Origin of the sequence: Rhizobium sp. NPDC090279 (assembly GCF_044769665.1) — a bacterium.
In the GTDB taxonomy this organism is placed as follows: domain Bacteria; phylum Pseudomonadota; class Alphaproteobacteria; order Rhizobiales; family Rhizobiaceae; genus Rhizobium.
In genome coordinates, this window is record NZ_JBIVYI010000006.1 from 90,684 (window position 1) to 108,999 (window position 18,316).

Consider the following 18,316-nt stretch of genomic DNA (forward strand, 5'->3'; position numbering starts at 1 on the left):
TGCGAACGCAAAGGAATGACGCATACGGAGCGGGTCAAAGGATCACGCTCGGTCATCACCGCTATCTCAGCCGCATAGCGGCAAACTAATTTGGCCCGACCGAAAGACGCAGGCTGCCATTTGCAGTGGTACTTGCGGCTATGCGATCATAATCCTCAGCGCTCGGATGCCGCGTCAATAGCGGCGTCCGATGCGTTGCGCTGATGACCAACACAGAAGCACCCGCTGCTTCCGCCGCCTCTATCCCGGCGGGCGCATCCTCAAAGACAAGACACTCTTCAATGGGTTGGGCCAACATCCTTGCGGCCAGCATGAAGCAATCCGGTGCCGGCTTGCCATTCTGTACATCCTCGCCGGCGATCAGAACCCGTGGCCAGGGGAGCCCGACCGCCGCGAGGCGAACTTTGGCCAGTTCCCGCGGAGCCGAGGTGACGATCGCCCACCGATCCGGCGGCAGGCCTTTTAGAAAATCGGCGGCACCTGCGATCGGCTCGACACCAGCGACATCATCGATTTCGGCCTGGGTCAGGACCTCCACCTCCTCTGCCGGGTCGATTCCCGACAGACCGAGCCGGGTGATCGTCTCGATCGCCTTGCGACCATGAACGGTCGCGAGCAGGCTGACAGCATCGACGCCGCGTCTTTGCGCCCACGCGGTCCATACCCGTTCCGCGACCGCAATCGAATTCAGGACGGTTCCGTCCATGTCGAACAGGAAGGCCCCGAAGGGCCGGCTGTCAAAGGGCATCAGAATCGATCCTCGGCTTTCTGATGGGATGACAGGCGATCGAGAATGGCCTGTGCGGTGTTGGCGTCGGTGACCAAGGCATTGATCATCCCGGACCGCGCCGCGCCGATGATGCCGCTCGCCTTGTTCGGCGTTGCCGCAACCGCGATGCAGAGCGACACTTTGCGCAACTGCTCGGGAGAGGCGGCGATCATCCCCTCCTCCCCGTCCCAATGCAGGATCTCGCCCGCTTCGGTGACGTAGTGGCGGAGTACGTCGCCTGCCGCATGGCTCAGCGCCCTTTCTCCCGGCAGCGCCGCTTCCGAAGGGTTTGCGGCGTGAGCCAACCCGACACCGACAATTGCCGCATCCAGCTTGTCCCAGAGGGACGTCACCTGCTGCACGGTGGGATCGCCGAGAAACGCATCGCGGAGTTCGGTCGAGGAGATGTAGGGCGCATGCAGAAAGTGCGGTACGCCGCCCATCTGGGCTGCCGCCTGGCGCACGAATTCATTGATCTGGAAATGTGGCGCCGCCTGCTGCATGCCGCCATTCAGTGCGACCGTGACGATACCGGGCAATTGCGGCAATCCGGCCAACGTCACCTCGCGCACCGCCCGGCCCCAGCCGATGCCCAGCGTCGAGCCCGAGCGTATGCCCGCCTGCTGCAGAAGCGAGCCGACAGGCGCGGCAAGCGCGCTCAGCACGTTTGACGACGGAGTGTCGATCACGGTTGCGGTGCGCAACTTCAGGCCCTCGATCAGGGCAGCGCTCAGATCCTCGGCCGGCGAGAGATCGATCACTTCGATCCGGACGATCCCGACCGCCCGTGCTCGCTGCAGCAGTCGCGAAACGGTCGCCGTCGATAGGCCCAATTTCCTGGCAATATCGACCTGCGACATGTCTGACTGGTAGTGCAATTTGGCGACCGTATGCAGCAACGCGCGATTTGCCGCAGCCTCCTGCGATTGAGACGAATTCAGATTGAAATTCCTTTCTGCAATGTGTTACACATACAGTACCTGAGGAGTTATCGCTCAAAAAAGCCGGTTTCGCAACGTCTGTGCCGCGCGTGAGAGCCCTCAATTTCAAGAGTAATGCCCTCTTCGAGGAGTGGAGAAGGCGTGCTTGCGTCGGTGCCGTTTCGCAACGGCTGGAGGAAGGATCAGATGACGAAATTGACGACAGCGGAGATGCGCGGTTACCAGCAGATTTGCGGTAGCGACGGTGCCATGATGGTGATCGCCTGCGACCAGCGCGGCGGTATGCGCAGCCTTCTGGCCAAGGACCCTGCCGAGCAGGCGGCCATCTCGGACAAGGTGCTGGGGGACACGAAGGCCGATATTGCCCGGTTCCTGGCAAGCAAGGCATCATGCGTTCTCGTTGATCCGATCTGCGCTGTGCCGGCGCTGGTCGATGACCGGGTTCTTCAGCGCGATACCGCACTGCTGATCGGCCTGGATGCCTCCGGCTGGGATACGTCGCTGGAAGGTTATCGTCTGTCGAAGCTCGTTCCCGGCATTTCCGCGCGCCGCGTGCGCCAGCTTGGGGCGACCGGCGGGAAGATCATGGTCTATCTCCGCTCGGATCGGGAAGCGGCGAATATTCACAATATCGACATCCTCAGGCGCTGCATCGAAGACTTCGCGCACGAAGATCTTCTGCTCGTTGTCGAGTTCCTGACCTATAGATTCGAAAATGAGGACGAGGCAGAGTATAAAGCCAAACTGCCGTCTCTGATCGTCGGCGGCAGCAAGATCTGCCTGGATCTGGGCGCGAAGGTCTTGAAGATCCCCTATCCCGGGTCGTCGGACGCCTGCGCCGAGGTCACGCGGCTTGCCGGCGACGTGCCTTGGGCAGTGCTTTCGGCCGGTGTCGACCATGCAACCTTCCTGATGCAGGTCGAGGATGCCATGCGGAATGGCGCCTCCGGCGTCATCGCCGGCCGCTCGCTATGGAAGGATTGCATTTCGCTCGACCGTACGGTGACGAAGGATCGGCTTGAATCGGTCGCGGTGCCAAGGCTTCGCGAAATCCAGGCCGTGATTGCGACGCACTTCAGGGGTACGGGATCGCACGGCACAGACCAAAGGCTGCGCGCCAATGGCTGACACCGCGATCGGTGTCGATATTGGCGGCACGAATATCCGTGCGGCCCTCGTCTCCGCCCAAGGCGAGATCCTTGCCAAGCTGTCGGAACGCACGCCGACCGACCCCTTGCTGGTAGTGGAGCGCGTCATCGCGATGGCGCGTGAGTTCGACGCACCTGAGGTCTTGGGCATCGGCGTCGGCATACCCGGCCGGGTCGATGTCGCAACCAGAGAAATCCTCTCCGGCGGCATCTTGAACCTCGCCGGCCTCGACTTCGTGAAACGGCTGGAGGCGGCCCTCGGAAAGCCTGTTGTCATCGAAAATGATTGCAGCATGGCGCTGATCGCCGAGATGCGGATCGGCGGCGCCAAGGGCTATCGCAATGTCGCGATGCTGACGATCGGAACGGGAATCGGCGGCGCTGTCGCACATGCCGGACGCATCTATCACGGACATAGGGCGGCGGGCCAACTCGGCCACATATGCGTATCGCAGGATGGTCCGCCCTGCCCCTGCGGTCGACGCGGTTGCGTCGAAACCTTCAGCTCCGGAACCGCTTTGCGCCAGCATATCACCGAAGCCGGGTTGTCGGTAGCAACGATCCGAGAAGTCTTCGACATGGCAGTCGCGGGAAACGACGCGGCAGTGCGCGTTCTGCGCCAATGGGCAATCCCTTTGCGTGTCGCGCTCGACAATATTTCTGCGACGATGGACCCGGAGATTATCCTGCTCGGCGGAGGGCTCGGCTGCGACGCGGCGCGGGCGCTTGCCGATTTGCCGGCGGTGGCGCCGTGGTTTTGCCCCGCCATATTGCCTGCGAAACTTGCCGACGATGCCGGCGTAATCGGCGCAGGCCTTTCGATTTTCGACGCCGATGCCATGCCGCAGGAAAAGCGCGTCGTCCTCATCAATGGCGTGCCGGCTTCCGGCAAAAGCCGGCTTGCCAGGGGTCTGTCTCAGCGCACCGGTTGGCCGGTCCTGTCACTCGACGGCATCAAGAACCCGTTCCTCCAGCATATCGGCCCGGTCGATCGCGACTTCAACCGGACTTTGGGAAAAGCGAGCTACGAGGCGATCTGGTCCGTCGTCGCGGCGGCGCCGGCCGGCTCGACCTTCATCATCGATGCCTGGTTCGGCTTCCAGCCGAAAGCGCAGCTCGAAACCTATATCCGCGCCGCGAAAATCGAGCACGTTGCGGAACTATGGTGCAAGGTGCCAGGATCGGTTGCGGGCGAGCGCTATGCCAGCCGGCTGAAGGATCGACTGCCTGGGCATCCGGGTGCCGAATACGTACCCGAGCTGATTGCCCTTGCCGATCGCGCCGAGCCCATGGGTTGCGGTGTCGTGATGACGGTCGACCAGACGCGAGAACCCGATATGGAGGCTATTTTAACCTGGCTTCTACAGGTTTTCGGCGGCGAATAATATGAGCCGCCATCCAGGCAGGCGGCACGAATGCCAGATAGTCTTGAACCGCCGTGCGACGCTATGTCCCCGGCGGATCAGGATATAGTGCCTGTGCCGGAATTTTCAAATTATATCAAATGGATAATAGAAATTCATTACAGAAAAAAATTACTTGACGCGCGGAAATAAGCCACTGATTATCGCTGTGCCGGACAGGGGAGGTTCGGCTTCAAGAGGAGGAAAATTATGGAGCGCCGCTCATTTCTAAAGGCTTCGGCCGTGGCATCGCTCGCGACTGGTGTTGCGGCGGTTGCCGGCAGCACCAAAGCCGCAGACAAGAAGTTTACCATTGCCCTCATTCCAGGTCTGACGACCGATGCTTTCTACATCACCATGCGTAAAGGTGCCGAAGCCGCTGCCAAGGCAGTTGGCGCGACGCTCGTCTTTCAGGGCGGCCCCGATTTCAACCCGGTAACCCAGGTTCCGGTTCTTGACGCGGTGATCGCCAAGAAGCCCGATTTCATTCTCATTGCGCCGACCGACAAGGACCAACTGATCCAGCCTATGAAGAAGGCTGCGGACGCCGGCATCCCGATCATCACCGTCGATACCTTCATCGGCACCGGCGTCTACCAGACCGGCAGCGGCGATGCCGACTTCCCGCTGTCCTATATCGCTTCCGACAATTTGCTCGGCGGTGCGATTGCCGCACGCGCGCTGGCAAAAGCCGTTGGCGAGAAGGGCAAGGTCTACGTTTCCAACGTCAAGCCCGGCGTGTCGACCACCGACCAGCGCGAGCAGGGCTTCAAGGAGGAAATGAAGAAGTACCCGAACATCACCGTTCTGGAGACGCAGTACAACGACGACGACGCCAACAAGGCAGCATCGCAGTTGCAGGCCGTCTTTGCCCGCAACTCGGATCTCGACGGCGTTTTCGGGGCCAATCTGTTCTCCGCCCTCGGTGCCGCCAACGGCGTGCAGCAGGCCGGCCAGACGGGCAAGATCCGCGTGGTCGCCTTCGATGCGCCGACATCCATCGTCGACAACATCAACTCAGGCCTCGTCGATCTGGCGATCGCGCAGCATCCGGCTGAAATCGGCTACTTCGGCGTGATGGCAGCCTATGCTCATCTGACCGGCAATTCGATCCCGACGGCGATCGGCACCGGCTTCACGGTCATCGACAAGTCGAACGTGGCAGACAAGAAGATCGCGAAATTCATCTACTCCGATTAATCGGATGCAGCCTGTGCCTCGCTGAAGGGCGAGGCACATTTCCAACGATGATTGAGCCGAGAGCGCTGCATGTGCCGCGCCATCATAGCTCCAGTTTGGACGATCCATGACACTCGACAATGCAGAGGTCCGCAAGGCGGATCAGCACGTGGCGCCCCAGGCAGACCACGGCGACCAGGCAAAAACCATCCTGAACCGCATCGCGCAGTTGCGCGCATGGCTCTTTCTTGCCGCGCTTATCGTGACATTCGAGATCTGGGCGCGGATCGACTTCGGCGGCACGTTCATCGGCTCGAGCTTCAATTGGCAGTCCGTTGCGATCTTCGCAGTGGCGCCGCTGCTGCTCGCAATCGGACAGACCTTCGTCATCATTTCCGGCGGCATCGATCTGTCGACCGGCTTCATCATGGGACTTGCGGCCGTCGTGGCCGCGCATATCGCCAATATAGCCGGCCTCTACATGCCTTTGCCTGTCGCAATGGTGCTCGGGATTCTCGTCGCCATGCTGGCAGCCGCAGTCCCCGGCTTCATCAACGGCCTTTTGATCTCACGTCTCAAGGTCCCGCCGTTCATCGGCACGCTCGGCATGTTCGGCGTCGCGCGCGGCACGGCCTTCCTGCTCGCCGGCGGAACGACGGTGCCGGTCAAGAATTCCTATTTCGCCGAGCTCGGCAACGGCCGCTTCTTTGGGGTGCCGTATCTTGTCATCGTCACGCTCGTCTTTGTCCTGATCATGCACTACCTGCTAAGCCAGACCCGCTTCGGCCAGCACAATTACGCCATCGGCGCCAATGCGCAGGCGGCGCGGCGCGCCGGCATCAACATCAAATCTCATCTGCTCCGGCTCTACATGCTTTCGGCGGTTTGCGCGGGTCTTGGCGGAGCGCTCTATGCTGCCCGCTTCACAGCGGGCGCGGCGCAGGCCGGCGAACCGCTGCTGCTCGATAGCGTAGCCGCGGTCGTCATCGGCGGGGCGAGCCTGTTCGGCGGCTCGGGAACGATTATCGGTACGGTTGCCGGGGCGTTGGTCATTGCCGTCATTCAATACGGCCTCGTCTTCATGAATGTCGAGCCGTTCTGGCAATTCATCGCCGTCGGCGTCGTCATCATCATTTCGGTGCTCATCGACCAGGCGCAGCGCCGGTTCAGCGGAGCGAAACAGGATGAATAGTGTCACTCCCCTCCTCGAGGTCCGCAACCTCTCGCGTTATTTCGGCGCAGTGCGCGCGCTCGACAATTGCTCCATGGTCGTCCGACCCGGCGAGGTCGTCGCTCTTGCCGGTGACAACGGCGCCGGCAAGACGACGATGATCAAGGCGATCTCCGGCGTCTATCCGCCAACCGCAGGCGAAATCCTGATCGAAGGCAAGCCCGTCACCTTTTCTTCGCCGCAGGATGCGCGCGAGAAGGGCATCGAGACGATCTATCAGGATCTCGCTCTGGCCGACAATCTGACCATCGGCGCCAATATCTTCCTCGGCCGCGAGCCGATGAAGAAGCTCTTCGGATTCCTGCCGGTTCTGGATCGCAAGGCCATGGCGGAAGCGGCGCGCAAGACGATGGCGGAGCTGGACTTTCACGTGAAGAGGCTCGACGCGCCGGTCAGCAACTTCTCCGGCGGCCAGCGCCAGGCGGTTGCGATCGGACGTGCGGTTTACTGGAATGCCCGCATTCTGGTCATGGATGAGCCGACGGCAGCCCTCGGTGTACCGGAACAGCGCAAGGTCGTAGCACTCATCAAGTCGCTGAAGGCGCAAGGGCGCGGCGTTGTCTTCATCTCGCACAATCTGCAGGACATTTTTGCCGTCTCGGACCGCATCGTCGTCCTGCGCCGTGGGATCGTCGCCGGCGAGCGCAATATCGCCGACACCAATCACGAGGAAGTCGTGAGGCTCATGATCGGCGGCTAACCCGTCACCAAACCAGCGCCCAACTCAAGAGAAGGTGACAGCGTGTGATCGCTGTCACCTTCTTTGTTTGCGTCATGGTCCTTTGTCGCTGCTTGAGCAGGATATTGCCTCGCAATGAGATAGCGGTGTTCTTCAATCGATATGACTGTTGCTGGCCATCTGCCATGCTATGGGTGATATCGACTATTCCAACGACCAATATCGACTGGAAGCGCGTTCCGGCTGAGATCGCGGAAAACCGAGCGCACTTCTTGGAGGCAAGCAGGAATGAGCAAGACGGATCATATCGTGTCCCTCACAGAAGCGTCCCCGACGGTGAGCGATATTGCTGCAATCGCGCGGCGCAGTGCCACGATCGCGATTTCACCTGGTGTCAAAGACAGGATCACCGCCGCCCGCGCCGTCGTGGAACGCTACCTCTCATCTGACCAGCCGGTCTACGGTCTGACGACAGCATTGGGTGCAGGTGTCGACACACGGCTTGCCACCGATGACCTCATTGCCTTCCAGTTGCGCGTGCCGCAAGCCCGTGCAGTCGGGGTCGGGCCAGCGCTGCCACGCGAAGCCGTCAGGGCGATGATGGCCGCCCGTATCGTTGGCATGGCAGCCGGCGGCTCCGGCGTGTCATTACCGGTTTTCGCCGGCCTCGTCGCAGCGCTGAATGCGGGCTTTCATCCAGTCGTGCCATCGCTCGGCTCGATCGGCGCTGCCGATCTTGCGCCTTTGGCGCATATGGGACGCGCCCTACTGGGGGATGGCGAAGCCGAAGTGGATGGCGTGGTGATGCCAGCTCTGGACGCTCTCTCCAGGGCGGGGCTGAAACCATTGCCGATCGCGCCGAAGGATGGCCATGTGCTCGTGGTCGCCAATAGCCTGTCGGTCGGCAAGGCCTGCCTCTGTATCGAGGATATCGAGCGCCTGTTCGATTGGTCGCTTGCAGCCGTCGCGCTGAATTTCGAGGCGTTTCGTGCCAATGTCTCGGCCTTTGACGACGGGGCGTTGGCAGCGAGGCCGGCCTTCGGCCAGCGTGAGGCGGCGGCAGGACTTCGCGCGCTGCTTTCCGGAAGCTCGCTCCTTGTCGATGGCGCGGCACGGCGTCTGCAAGATCCGCTGAGTTATCGTTGTGCCCCGCAGGTTTGGGGCGCCCTCCTCCATGCGATTGGCGAGGCGCGCGCCGCGACCGAGATCGAGCTTGCCAGTTCCGGCGACAATCCCGTCGTGCTTGTCGAAGAAGGATTGATCCTGTCCCACGGCAATTTCGACATGACGGCCTTCGTCCTCGCATGGGAGCGGCTCGGCCAGGCAATTGCCCACTGCGCGGCGGCGACCGCCTATCGAACAATCAAGATCATGTCTCCGGGCATGTCGGAGCTGCCGCGTTTCCTGACGCCGCTGGGGCAGAGCAGAACTGGCTTTGCCACCGTACAGAAAACGGTCTCGGCGCTCGAAGCCGAGATACGGCATCTCGCCATGCCGGTCTCGCTGACGCCTATCCCGGTCGCCGATGGTGTCGAGGATCAGGCGTCGATGGCGCCGAGCGTTCTGTCAAAGATCGAAGCGATGATCGGGCGGCTGCGCTATCTCGTGGCGATCGAGCTGATCGCGTCGGCCCAGGCCGTCGAACTGCGTGGCGTCGCGAGCGAGCTCGGCAGTGGAACATCGAGCGTCTATCGGCAAGTGCGCCAACTGGTGCCACCGCTTGAAGAAGATCGCGCCCAAGGTCCCGATTTTCAAAGGGTGTCGGAATTTATTGCGGAGAGAGCCGTAAAGGTGGCTCCCTGATCGAAAATGGCGGCAAGGCGGTCATCGCCTGTCGCTTCACTCCCGCAGGCTGCTTGCCGGCCCGCATAATTCGATAGACCGGCGCTGCCGCTGACATGCCTGGAGAACGAGAATGCAGGAAATCTGGATCGACTATCTCAATGCCATCGACGCCAAGGCGCTGGCGCTTTCCAATGATGAAATCCTCGATGCCGTGACCAGGGCGCTCGATGCGCAAGGGCGCGGCGAGACCGTCATCGAGCCTCGTGTCCATCTCGTGCCGGAGAGTTCCGACAAGGGGCATTTCAACGTACTGCGCGGCTATGTGAAGCCGCTCGACTATGCAGGCGTCAAGGTCGTCGGCGATTTCGTCGACAACTACAAGCAAGGATTGCCCTCGGAAATGGCGGTCCTCAATCTGTTCGATCCGCGCACCGGCGTGCCGAAGGCCATCATCGATGCGACTGCGATCACCGACATGCGTACCGGTGCCGTCACCGCTATCGGCGCCCGCCATCTCGCCCGCAAGGACAGCAAGATCCTCGGTCATATCGGCGCGCGCGGGACGTCCTACTGGAATGTGCGGCTGCTCGACCACATCTTCGACTTCGATGAAATCCGCGTGCATTCGCGTCGCCCGGAAAGCCGTGATGCCTTCGCCGCCCGATTGGAGAAGGACCTCGGCAAGAAGATCATCGTCACGGACAATTGGGAGGATTGCCTGAAAGGCGCCGACATCATGATCGAGGCAAGCCGCCTGCCGGAGCCAACGCCGCTCTTCAAGACTGCCTGGGTCAAGAAGGGGGCCTTCGTCGTTCCCTATGGCACGATGAGTGCGCTCGAATTCGATCTGACCGATATCATGGACAAGGTCGTCGTCGACGATTGGGGCCAATGCGGTCCCGGTCGACCCTTCGGCGCGCTTCGCCGCCATGTCGACGAGGGCAAGGTGACGGCCGAAACGCTGCATGCCGAAATCGGTCAGATCGTCTGCGGCGCGAGGCCGGGGCGCGAAAGCGACGACGAAACCATTCTCTTCTGGCATCGCGGCCTCAGCACTACCGATGTGGCACTCGGCGCAGCAATGGTCGACAAGGCGAGGCGCATGAATATCGGTCAGCGCCTTCGGTTTGCGTGACGGGCCATGACGACTTCCGCTGCCATCGCCTGCTCGCGAATGTACAACCTCAGCCCGAAGATATCAGGGCTTTGGGATCGGCTCTTCCATTGGCTTGCGGACCGATCTGGTGTCAAGCTCGAGGTCATCGCCCATGCCGCTCCGGCGCCTCTTTCCGAGCTGTGGGGACGCGCGGACATGGGCGCCGTCTTGATGTGCGGCTTTCCGTTCTCCAGCCTGTCGCCGGCCGAACGTCCTCAGCCGCTGGCGGCTCCTGTTTCGCTCGCAGATTGGGCCAACGGACGGCCGGTCTATGCGAGCCATATCGTCGCCGCTAAGGACAAGCCGCTGGCGGAAGCCGATCTCGCAACGGCGCGCTGGGGTTGGACTGTGCGAGACTCGCAATCCGGCTACAACGCGCCGCGCGAATTCGCTTCGGAGCTTGCGCATAGGCCATCGGCGGCGCAAACCGTTGGCCCGCTTCTCAATCCACGCGGCGTGGTCGAGGCCATTCGCGCCGGTGCCATCGATGTTGGCGGCATTGACGCTTACGCCTATCAGCTTCTGGCAATGCACGAGCCGGACATGGTCGCGCCATTGCGGATCGTTGCGACCACGAAGCCTGCGCCCTTCCCGTTGCTGGTGGCTTCGCGGCAACAATCTCCCGAGGTCGTCGCAGCGCTTCGCGCCGTTCTCCTCGGTGCCCACGAAGATCCGGAGGGGCGCGATATCCTTGCGTTGCTCGGTCTGGCGGCCTTCGCGCAACCGGATATTGCCGCTTATGACCAGCTTCCCGCGAGGGCCCGGGCTATTGATGAAATTCTCGGGACGTGGTGAAACTCAAAGAGGCGGCACCGCCAGGATAGCTCAACGCGGCAATCAATAGCCGGATATCACGCGCTGGCGGCTTGCTTCAACAATTTCTCCGCAGCCAGGCCCAGGCATTCCTCGAATGCCGTCAGATCCAGAAAGAGCTGATCCGATGCGACCTGACGCGTGACGATGACGCCGCCACGTGACACTATGCCGCCATCAAGCATCAGATTGTCGGTCATGTCGAAGTTTTCCAGCGATAGTCCGTCGGGACCGCGCTCGCGTCCATCGGCACCGAGATGAACCTCGCCGCCGTAGAGCTTGCTCACGCGCTCGAAATGATTGTCGGCGCAGTTGGAAAAGGCGAATGCCGGGCAGCCACGCGCGCACATGAAGCCGAGCTCGAAGGCCGTGCCGATATCGGCCGCAACGCCGCGGAACGGCGTCAGATTGGCGATGATGAGATCGGCGCTCGTCATCAGTTTTTCATTGATTGCACTGATGGCAAGCCCGCGCTGCCGGCGCGTCTCCGTCTCGGGCACAGCGAGGTCGCCGGGCGAAACGGGCGTAAAACCATAGCTGCGCGCCAGCGCGATCTTGCGATCGAGGATTTCCCTCGCGTTTGGAAGAAACACTTCCGGGCCTGCCAGATATGCTCTCAATGCCTCGCCTCTTCGCCAGAATATTGCACCGCAGGAGTTGCGGGACCATATGAAGCCTATGGCCGATTCAAGGCTCCTCTGCCATAGCCGGGCACATAATTTACGAAATCGCAAAATAAAGGCGATTGCCGTTCCCGGTTACTGGCGAGATGCGTATAGTTCCATTCGGATCGAATGGCGCTCACGATCGATGACAGAATTTGTGGGGTATAGAAAATGCAATCTTCCATTGAGGCCGTTGCTGCCTCGACGCAGGACGACCAGGGCAGCTGGCCGACGAAACAAAGCAAGATCCTCGATTGGCTGATGAACGATGTCCGCGAGCAGCGGTTCATCGACAATATCCTCGTCGAGCTTTGCGAGAAAATGCGGGCCGTCGGAATTCCGATCGGAAGAGCGACGATGCATTTCAGGACGCATCATCCGCAATGGCTCGGCGCGAGAATTCTCTGGCGCACAGGCATGAAGGAAGCCGATATCGCCACCTTCAGCTACGGGGTCGAGAACACGCCTCAGTTTCTGGCAAGCCCCATCAACGAGATTTTCAACGGCGCGACCGAGGTGCGGAAAAATCTCGAGATCTGCCAAAAGGTGGACCTGAATTATCCTCTCTACAAGGAGATGTATGCGGAAGGGCTGACCGACTATATCGCCTGGCCGATCTTTCACACACTGGGCAAGCGCCATATCGTGACCTTCGCCTCCGATGCCCCCGGCGGATTCACCGAGCAGCATCTCACGGTTTTGAAGGACTTGCTGCCAGCCCTGACGATGGTGACCGAGATCCGGCTGAAGAACATCATGGCGCGCACGCTGCTGCGAACCTATGTCGGGCCGCATGCCAGCGAAAAGATCCTGGCGGGTGCAACGACGCGCGGCAGCGGCACCACGGTCGGTGCGGCGATCCTCATCTGCGATTTGCGCGATTTCACCTCGATCTCGGACATGTGGCCGCGCGACGATGTGATCGAACTGCTGAACGGCTATTTCGACGCGATGGTCGACCCGATCGAAAAGCACGGCGGCGAGATTCTCAAGTTCATGGGTGACGGGCTGTTGGCCATTTTCCCATTGAGCGACCCCAATGCCTGCGACAATCTTCTTCTCGCCATCACCGAAGCACAGACGGGCGTTGCAGCGCTGAATGAGGAAAACCGCAAGCATGGCCGCGAAGTGCTGCGCTACGGCGTCGGCGTGCATGTCGGCGACGTGATGTACGGCAATATCGGCTCGCGTACGCGCCTTGATTTCACGGTCATCGGTCCGGCTGTCAATATCGCCTCCCGACTGGAAACGCTGACCAAGGAGGTCAAGCGGCCGGTGCTTCTGTCCAAGGCTTTCGTCGATATGGCCGGCTGCCAGCGGGATATGGAAAGCCTTGGCTCCTTCCCTCTCAAGGGCCTAGGGGAGCCGGTCGACGTGTTCGCCTTCGCCGCCAAGCAAAACTTGCTTCAACATGGCTGATTGACAAGCGGGGCGAGCTTCGCCCTGCAAACCCTCGATCTTGTACGGCGCGATTCAGTCGGTAGCAAAACGTGAAATGGCCAGGGGATGCCGCGGCATAGGGACCTCCCTATATTGTGAGTTGGATCATGACGATAGCCGCCTTATTTTTGGGATCGTTCTGCGCGTAGGAACGTTAAGTAGGGGTTGATTCTATCGGCTCGACCACGAGGGTGCCTGCCACCCATAATACTCTGACAAGGAGAAAACAGATGAGAAAAATTCTGACCCTGGCGTTTTCAGCAGCGTCGTTGATCGTTGCGAGTGCGGCGGTGGCACAGGCGGCGGACATGCCGACGACCTACCGCGACGAAGAGCCAGACCAGCGCAACGGCGTGAAGATCGGCTACCTCGAGTGCGAAATCGGCGGCGGTGTCGGCTATGTGCTCGGCTCGGCCAAGGAAGTGGATTGCACTTTCCATTCGACCGTCGGACGCGGGCGCGTTGATCACTACACCGGTGCGATCCGGAAGATGGGTGTCGATCTCGGCTTTACGACCCGCAGCCGGCTTGTCTGGCTCGTCTTCGCGCCGACAGCCGGCTATCATCACGGCTCGCTGAGCGGACTCTATCAGGGCGCCACTGTCGAAGCGACCGTCGGTGTCGGTGCCGGTACGAACATTCTCGTTGGCGGCACTTCCGGCTCCATCCAGCTTCAGACCGTCAGCGTGACGGGCCAGCTCGGCCTGAACGTTGCCGCAACCGGCACGTCTGTTACGCTGACCTCGGCCGACTGAGACCTTTGGCCACAGTTATAAGCCATTGTATGGCCGCTCTTGCTTAAAGCCGGAGCGGCCATTGTTTTCGTTGAGGACAAGCGCAAAGCCGTTTCTCATATCAACGCCTTTCAGCGCGAAATCGGTTTATCGGCGCATGCGTGCGGCGCTATAGCTAAGCAAAACCCAGAGATTCTTTGGAGCCAGAGTCATGACCGATACCGTCACTGATCGTTTTCTTCGTTATGTTGTCGTCGATACGCAATCGGACCCGACTTCGGCCACGCAGCCTTCCACCGCCAAGCAGAAGAATCTCGGACGCATCCTCGTCGAGGAATTGCTGGCGATCGGACTTGCCGATGCGCATCTGGACGAGCACGGCTATGTCTATGCCACCATCCCATCGAATGTCGACAAGCCGGTTCCCGTCATCTGCTTCTGTTCGCACATGGATACCGCGCCCGATTTTACCGGCACGAACGTCAAGCCGCAGATCCTGCGGAACTATTCCGGCGGCGATATCCGTCTCAGCGGCGATCCGCAGCAGGTCATTCGCGTTGGCGAGCACCCTGCCCTACGCGATCAGATCGGCAACGACATTATCACGTCGGACGGCACGACGCTGCTCGGAGCCGATGACAAGGCCGGCCTCGCGGAAATCGTCGCGGCTGCCAAATATCTTGTCGACAATCCCGATATCCGCCACGGCACCATCAAGCTTCTGTTCACGACCGACGAAGAGATCGGGCGCGGCGTTGACAAGGTCGATCTGAAGAAGCTCGGAGCACAATTCGCCTATACGGTCGACGGCGAAACGGCAGGCCATATAGAGGACGAGACTTTTTCCGCCGACAGCGTCGAGGTCGTCATCCAGGGCGTCGCCATTCATCCGGGCTTCGCCAAGGGAAAGATGGAAAATGCCATCAGGATCGCCGGCGCGATCATCGACAGGCTGCCGATGGATATAGCGCCGGAAACGACCGACGGTCGAGACGGCTTCATCCATCCCACGGGCGTCAGCGGCTCCATGGAAAAGGCATCACTCGGCTTCATCATCCGCGATTTCGATGAGGCAGGCCTTGTCGTCAAGGAGGCCATGCTGGAAAAGATCGTCAAGGACGTCATGGCGACCTATCCTGGCTCCTCGCACGCATTCACCGTCAGACATCAATACCGCAACATGAAGACCATCCTCGATCGCCATCCGGAAATCGCCGAAAATGCCGTCGAGGCGATCCGCCGTGCCGGCATGACGCCGGTGCGCGGCAGCATTCGCGGCGGCACGGATGGCTCCAGGCTTTCCTTCATGGGTTTGCCTTGCGCCAATATCTTTGCCGGTGGACATGCGTTTCATTCACCGTTGGAATGGGTGAGCCGCCAAGACATGGAAAGAGCAGTAAAGACGCTCGTCGAATTGGCGAAGGTGTGGGCGGAGCGTTCCTGACGGCTCCCGAGAATAAGTATCATTCATCCTCCAAGAACCTAGTAACCCTGTCGCGAAATAGGGCATTTTCGTCTGACTGGAGTTAATCTCCTTGTCATTATGCAAGCCATTGGTGAATTTTTATATTGAAGCATTACTAAATTAGATTATTCTGTAATATAGTCTTGGGAGGAAAGGAGAACAAGCAAGCCCCTTCGTTCCAACTCTACGGTGCGCGCGCTCCGACAATCAGAAACAGGCTGACAAAAGCCTAACCTGAAACGGAGTCTAGTCATGAGAGTACAATCTTCACGGATAGCAATCGCTGCATCCGCTCTTCTTCTATTGGCCTCGACAAGCTATGCGGAGCCCGGCGGCGGGACGGATCACGGCGGCAGCCGGTCCGGAAGCGGCGGGCTGGGAGCTGGTCTTGGCGTGTCGGTCGGCGGCATCAACGCCGGCGTCGGCGCCGGGCTCGGGTCCAATGGACTTAATGCCGGCCTCGGAGCCTCCGTCGGCGGCACGAACGGCGTCAATGCCGGGGTGGGTGCCTCCGTATCCGGAACGAGTGGCGTCAATGCTGGCGTCGGCGCTTCCGTTGGCGGTTCCAGCGGTATCAACGCCGGTGCTGGCGCCTCCGTCAATAGCAACGGTGTCAACGCAGGCCTCGGCGCTTCCGTCGGAGGCTCAAGCGGCGTCAATGCCGGCGCAGGCGTCTCTGTCGGCGGGTCCGGAGTGGGCGTCGGCGTGGGTGTCGGCATAGGCGGCGGCAGTTCCGGCGGCAGCAGCGGCGGCGGAACTGGGACCGGTAGCGGAACTGGGACCGGCGGTTCTGGTTCCGGCGGAACCGGCCTGGCAACCGGAGGAACAGGCGGCACGAGCGGCTCTGGGCTGGGCTCGGGCAATTCCGGTACGGGATCGAGCACGCGCACGCTTGCCGCTTTCCGCACCATGTCGAGCGCTGAGCAGAAGCGCATGCTGATTGCCTGTCGTCAGGTGACGACATCCGGCAATTTCGATGCTGGTCTCGTCAGCCTTTGCCGGCTCCTGCGCAGCACGGCGAGTGCCGGTGGCCTGTAGGCGTCCATCTTCGACGTCACAGGGCTGCTTGCGCCCCCGGGAAAAAATCCTAGCGCCCGTTGCCTGGATGTTGGCAACGGGCGCGGACACGCGTCACAGCTACCAATCTACGCGGGCGACGTTATCGATCACCTGCCGACTGCGACGCAACATCATGCCCGGGGCATCCACGGCTCTGGTCAGCAGATTGCGCGCGCCTGCGAGTGGATGAAATCCGACCCTTTCCTCCACCAGAGGAGGCGTATCGTCATTTGCAAGAGGCGGAGCGGCTTCAGCATATTCAGGCTGGCCGGTAATTAACGGGTCCCGCGTTTCACATTGCGGCAGGCAGCGGTCGAAATGTTCCACTTCGCCGGATGCCGCGACCTTGGTCTTTGCGACGTCGGAATGCGATGCGATACGCTTTGCCGGCGCGCTGCCTTTGACCATGGCGGCAAGCGGCGAGGGTTGCGGGATCGGCACTGATATCGGCGGCTGTGCCGGGCTTGCATCGATCGTCGACTGCAATTGGTTCATCGCAAGTTGTTGCGCAGGTGCCACGCTGTTGATCGCGATGCGGCCGCTATCGTCGATGTACTCCAAGGTACGGTCGACGGGGCCGGTTTGAACGATCACATAGAGAGCACCGACAACGGTGCCGCAGACGGCGAGCCCGGAACCCAATCTTCGGGTTGTCTCGCTTTGACCGTTCCACCATCTCACAGGCTGCGTATCCATTGACCGCTCCTTTGGACAATATCTCGGATACCCATTTTCACGCGAACTGTGGCGCAGCTTTTACCGAAAGATGGCCAATTGCGGACCTTTTGCAAAGAAATGTTGATGAATGCATCTTGGGTCCGGGTCCGTGTGCATCGATGACGGCGCGATCCCTTTGAAGCGTCTGAGCGGAACGTATCATCTCAGCCTATTGGACTGCGCTGAGTGTGGGCGGAAGAATAGCATTCCCTTTCGTTCGGCAGCGCAAGGGCTGGACTTCCCGGATAGCGAGCATGAGCGGAGGCGCTGCGAACATACCGTATGAATTGTTGCCGCCGGCGCCACAATATCTTCAGGCAACGAATCATAGCACGCCGCCTTAGTGCGCAAAATGTCTGATTCGGTCGCGATTAAGCCGATATCTTCGACGCACTTACTCAGAAACCAAGCAGGACATGGTCTATAATATTAACCAATTTTTTCAAAAAGATTGAACATCTATGGGTATTTATTAAACAAAACAAAACTCTACTTGATAAGTATTCTTTTGATACTGTCGCGCTTGCCGCGAACGCTCCCCGCCTCATTGCCAGCGAAGCATATATGTGCTTATTTTATTATATTCTGATATTTCTGAGGCCTACGCGAAGGGGAATGTGAATGCTGAGAATGCTCTGCGGCGCCACCCTTTTTGGTATCGCAATGACCATGGCAGTGCCGTCCGTTATGGCCGCCACTGCAACCGCAAATATGACGGTTCGCATCACCATCCAGGCGCAGTGCCTGATCCAGAGTGCCAACAATCTCGATTTTGGCACCAATGGTGTCATCACCAGCAATATCGACCAGGCAACGACCATCGGCGTGCAATGCACATCGGGCCAGACCTACAATGTTGGCTTGAGCGCCGGCGCCGGGGCCGGAGCGACAACAGCCGTCCGTGTCATGACAGGCCCGGGAAATGCGACGATCAACTACGCCATCTATAGCGACACCAACCGAACACAGACTTGGGGCACGACCATCGGCACCGACACTGTCGCGGGGACGGGCAATGGCGCTGTCCAGAATATAAATGTCTATGGCCGGGTACCCCCGCAAACCACACCGGCTGCGGGCGTCTACACCGATACCGTGGCGGTTACCGTCACCTACTGACAACTCATAGATC

The 18,316-nt window shown here is 60.4% G+C and carries 17 protein-coding genes; 13 read left to right on the plus strand and 4 right to left on the minus strand.

What is annotated here, in order from left to right:
- Positions 1–85 precede the first annotated feature (85 nt).
- Both ACIQWP_RS16205 and ACIQWP_RS16210 read right to left on the minus strand, forming a co-directional pair.
- Positions 86–748, minus strand: a complete 663-nt coding sequence (locus tag ACIQWP_RS16205; protein WP_402788918.1) for an HAD-IA family hydrolase — start codon at positions 746–748, stop codon at positions 86–88.
- Positions 748–1,668, minus strand: a complete 921-nt coding sequence (locus ACIQWP_RS16210; RefSeq protein WP_402788920.1) for a sugar-binding transcriptional regulator — start codon at positions 1,666–1,668, stop codon at positions 748–750. Before ACIQWP_RS16210 ends, ACIQWP_RS16205 begins: the two co-directional genes overlap by 1 nt.
- Positions 1,669–1,896: 228 nt before the next feature.
- On the opposite strand from ACIQWP_RS16210, the gene ACIQWP_RS16215 reads away from it, so the two are divergent.
- From ACIQWP_RS16215 to ACIQWP_RS16250, 8 genes are all read left to right on the plus strand, one after another.
- Complete coding sequence (locus ACIQWP_RS16215; RefSeq protein WP_402788922.1) at positions 1,897–2,838, plus strand: tagatose-bisphosphate aldolase; 942 nt, start codon at positions 1,897–1,899, stop codon at positions 2,836–2,838.
- Positions 2,831–4,243, plus strand: a complete 1,413-nt coding sequence (locus ACIQWP_RS16220) for an ROK family protein (protein ID WP_402788924.1) — start codon at positions 2,831–2,833, stop codon at positions 4,241–4,243. The genes ACIQWP_RS16215 and ACIQWP_RS16220 overlap by 8 nt, the downstream gene beginning before the upstream one ends.
- A 228-nt stretch (positions 4,244–4,471) precedes the next feature.
- Positions 4,472–5,461 (plus strand): substrate-binding domain-containing protein, encoded by a 990-nt coding sequence (locus ACIQWP_RS16225; protein ID WP_402788926.1) that lies wholly within the window; start codon positions 4,472–4,474, stop codon positions 5,459–5,461.
- Positions 5,462–5,567: 106 nt separating this feature from the next.
- The gene (locus ACIQWP_RS16230; protein ID WP_402788928.1) at positions 5,568–6,632 is read left to right on the plus strand and encodes a ribose ABC transporter; all 1,065 of its coding nucleotides are present in this window, start codon (positions 5,568–5,570) and stop codon (positions 6,630–6,632) included.
- Positions 6,625–7,371 carry an ATP-binding cassette domain-containing protein gene (locus tag ACIQWP_RS16235; RefSeq protein WP_402788930.1) on the plus strand — a complete coding sequence of 249 codons (747 nt, stop codon included), beginning with the start codon at positions 6,625–6,627 and terminating at the stop codon, positions 7,369–7,371. The genes ACIQWP_RS16230 and ACIQWP_RS16235 overlap by 8 nt, the downstream gene beginning before the upstream one ends.
- A 267-nt stretch (positions 7,372–7,638) precedes the next feature.
- Positions 7,639–9,153: a histidine ammonia-lyase gene (gene hutH, locus ACIQWP_RS16240; RefSeq protein WP_402788932.1), complete on the plus strand. Its 1,515-nt coding sequence runs from the start codon at positions 7,639–7,641 to the stop codon at positions 9,151–9,153.
- A gap of 112 nt (positions 9,154–9,265) precedes the next feature.
- Positions 9,266–10,270, plus strand: a complete 1,005-nt coding sequence (locus tag ACIQWP_RS16245; protein WP_402788934.1) for an ornithine cyclodeaminase family protein — start codon at positions 9,266–9,268, stop codon at positions 10,268–10,270.
- A gap of 6 nt (positions 10,271–10,276) precedes the next feature.
- Complete coding sequence (locus tag ACIQWP_RS16250; RefSeq protein ID WP_402788936.1) at positions 10,277–11,086, plus strand: phosphate/phosphite/phosphonate ABC transporter substrate-binding protein; 810 nt, start codon at positions 10,277–10,279, stop codon at positions 11,084–11,086.
- Positions 11,087–11,142: 56 nt separating this feature from the next.
- Here the strand turns inward: ACIQWP_RS16250 and ACIQWP_RS16255 are convergent, their stop codons facing one another.
- Positions 11,143–11,724 (minus strand): nucleoside 2-deoxyribosyltransferase, encoded by a 582-nt coding sequence (locus ACIQWP_RS16255; RefSeq protein WP_402788938.1) that lies wholly within the window; start codon positions 11,722–11,724, stop codon positions 11,143–11,145.
- Between the two features lie 216 nt (positions 11,725–11,940).
- On the opposite strand from ACIQWP_RS16255, the gene ACIQWP_RS16260 reads away from it, so the two are divergent.
- From ACIQWP_RS16260 to ACIQWP_RS16275, 4 genes are all read left to right on the plus strand, one after another.
- The gene (locus ACIQWP_RS16260; RefSeq protein ID WP_402788940.1) at positions 11,941–13,188 is read left to right on the plus strand and encodes an adenylate/guanylate cyclase domain-containing protein; all 1,248 of its coding nucleotides are present in this window, start codon (positions 11,941–11,943) and stop codon (positions 13,186–13,188) included.
- 251 nt (positions 13,189–13,439) lie between these two features.
- Positions 13,440–13,964: a DUF992 domain-containing protein gene (locus tag ACIQWP_RS16265; protein ID WP_402788942.1), complete on the plus strand. Its 525-nt coding sequence runs from the start codon at positions 13,440–13,442 to the stop codon at positions 13,962–13,964.
- Between the two features lie 190 nt (positions 13,965–14,154).
- Positions 14,155–15,387: a peptidase T gene (gene pepT / locus ACIQWP_RS16270; RefSeq protein ID WP_402788944.1), complete on the plus strand. Its 1,233-nt coding sequence runs from the start codon at positions 14,155–14,157 to the stop codon at positions 15,385–15,387.
- 273 nt (positions 15,388–15,660) lie between these two features.
- Positions 15,661–16,446 carry a hypothetical protein gene (locus ACIQWP_RS16275; RefSeq protein WP_402788946.1) on the plus strand — a complete coding sequence of 262 codons (786 nt, stop codon included), beginning with the start codon at positions 15,661–15,663 and terminating at the stop codon, positions 16,444–16,446.
- A gap of 99 nt (positions 16,447–16,545) precedes the next feature.
- Here ACIQWP_RS16275 and ACIQWP_RS16280 read toward each other — a convergent pair whose 3' ends face one another.
- The gene (locus ACIQWP_RS16280; protein WP_402788948.1) at positions 16,546–17,163 is read right to left on the minus strand and encodes a hypothetical protein; all 618 of its coding nucleotides are present in this window, start codon (positions 17,161–17,163) and stop codon (positions 16,546–16,548) included.
- Positions 17,164–17,805: 642 nt separating this feature from the next.
- Here ACIQWP_RS16280 and ACIQWP_RS16285 point away from each other — a divergent pair.
- Positions 17,806–18,303: a spore coat U domain-containing protein gene (locus ACIQWP_RS16285; protein ID WP_402788950.1), complete on the plus strand. Its 498-nt coding sequence runs from the start codon at positions 17,806–17,808 to the stop codon at positions 18,301–18,303.
- Positions 18,304–18,316 lie beyond the last annotated feature (13 nt).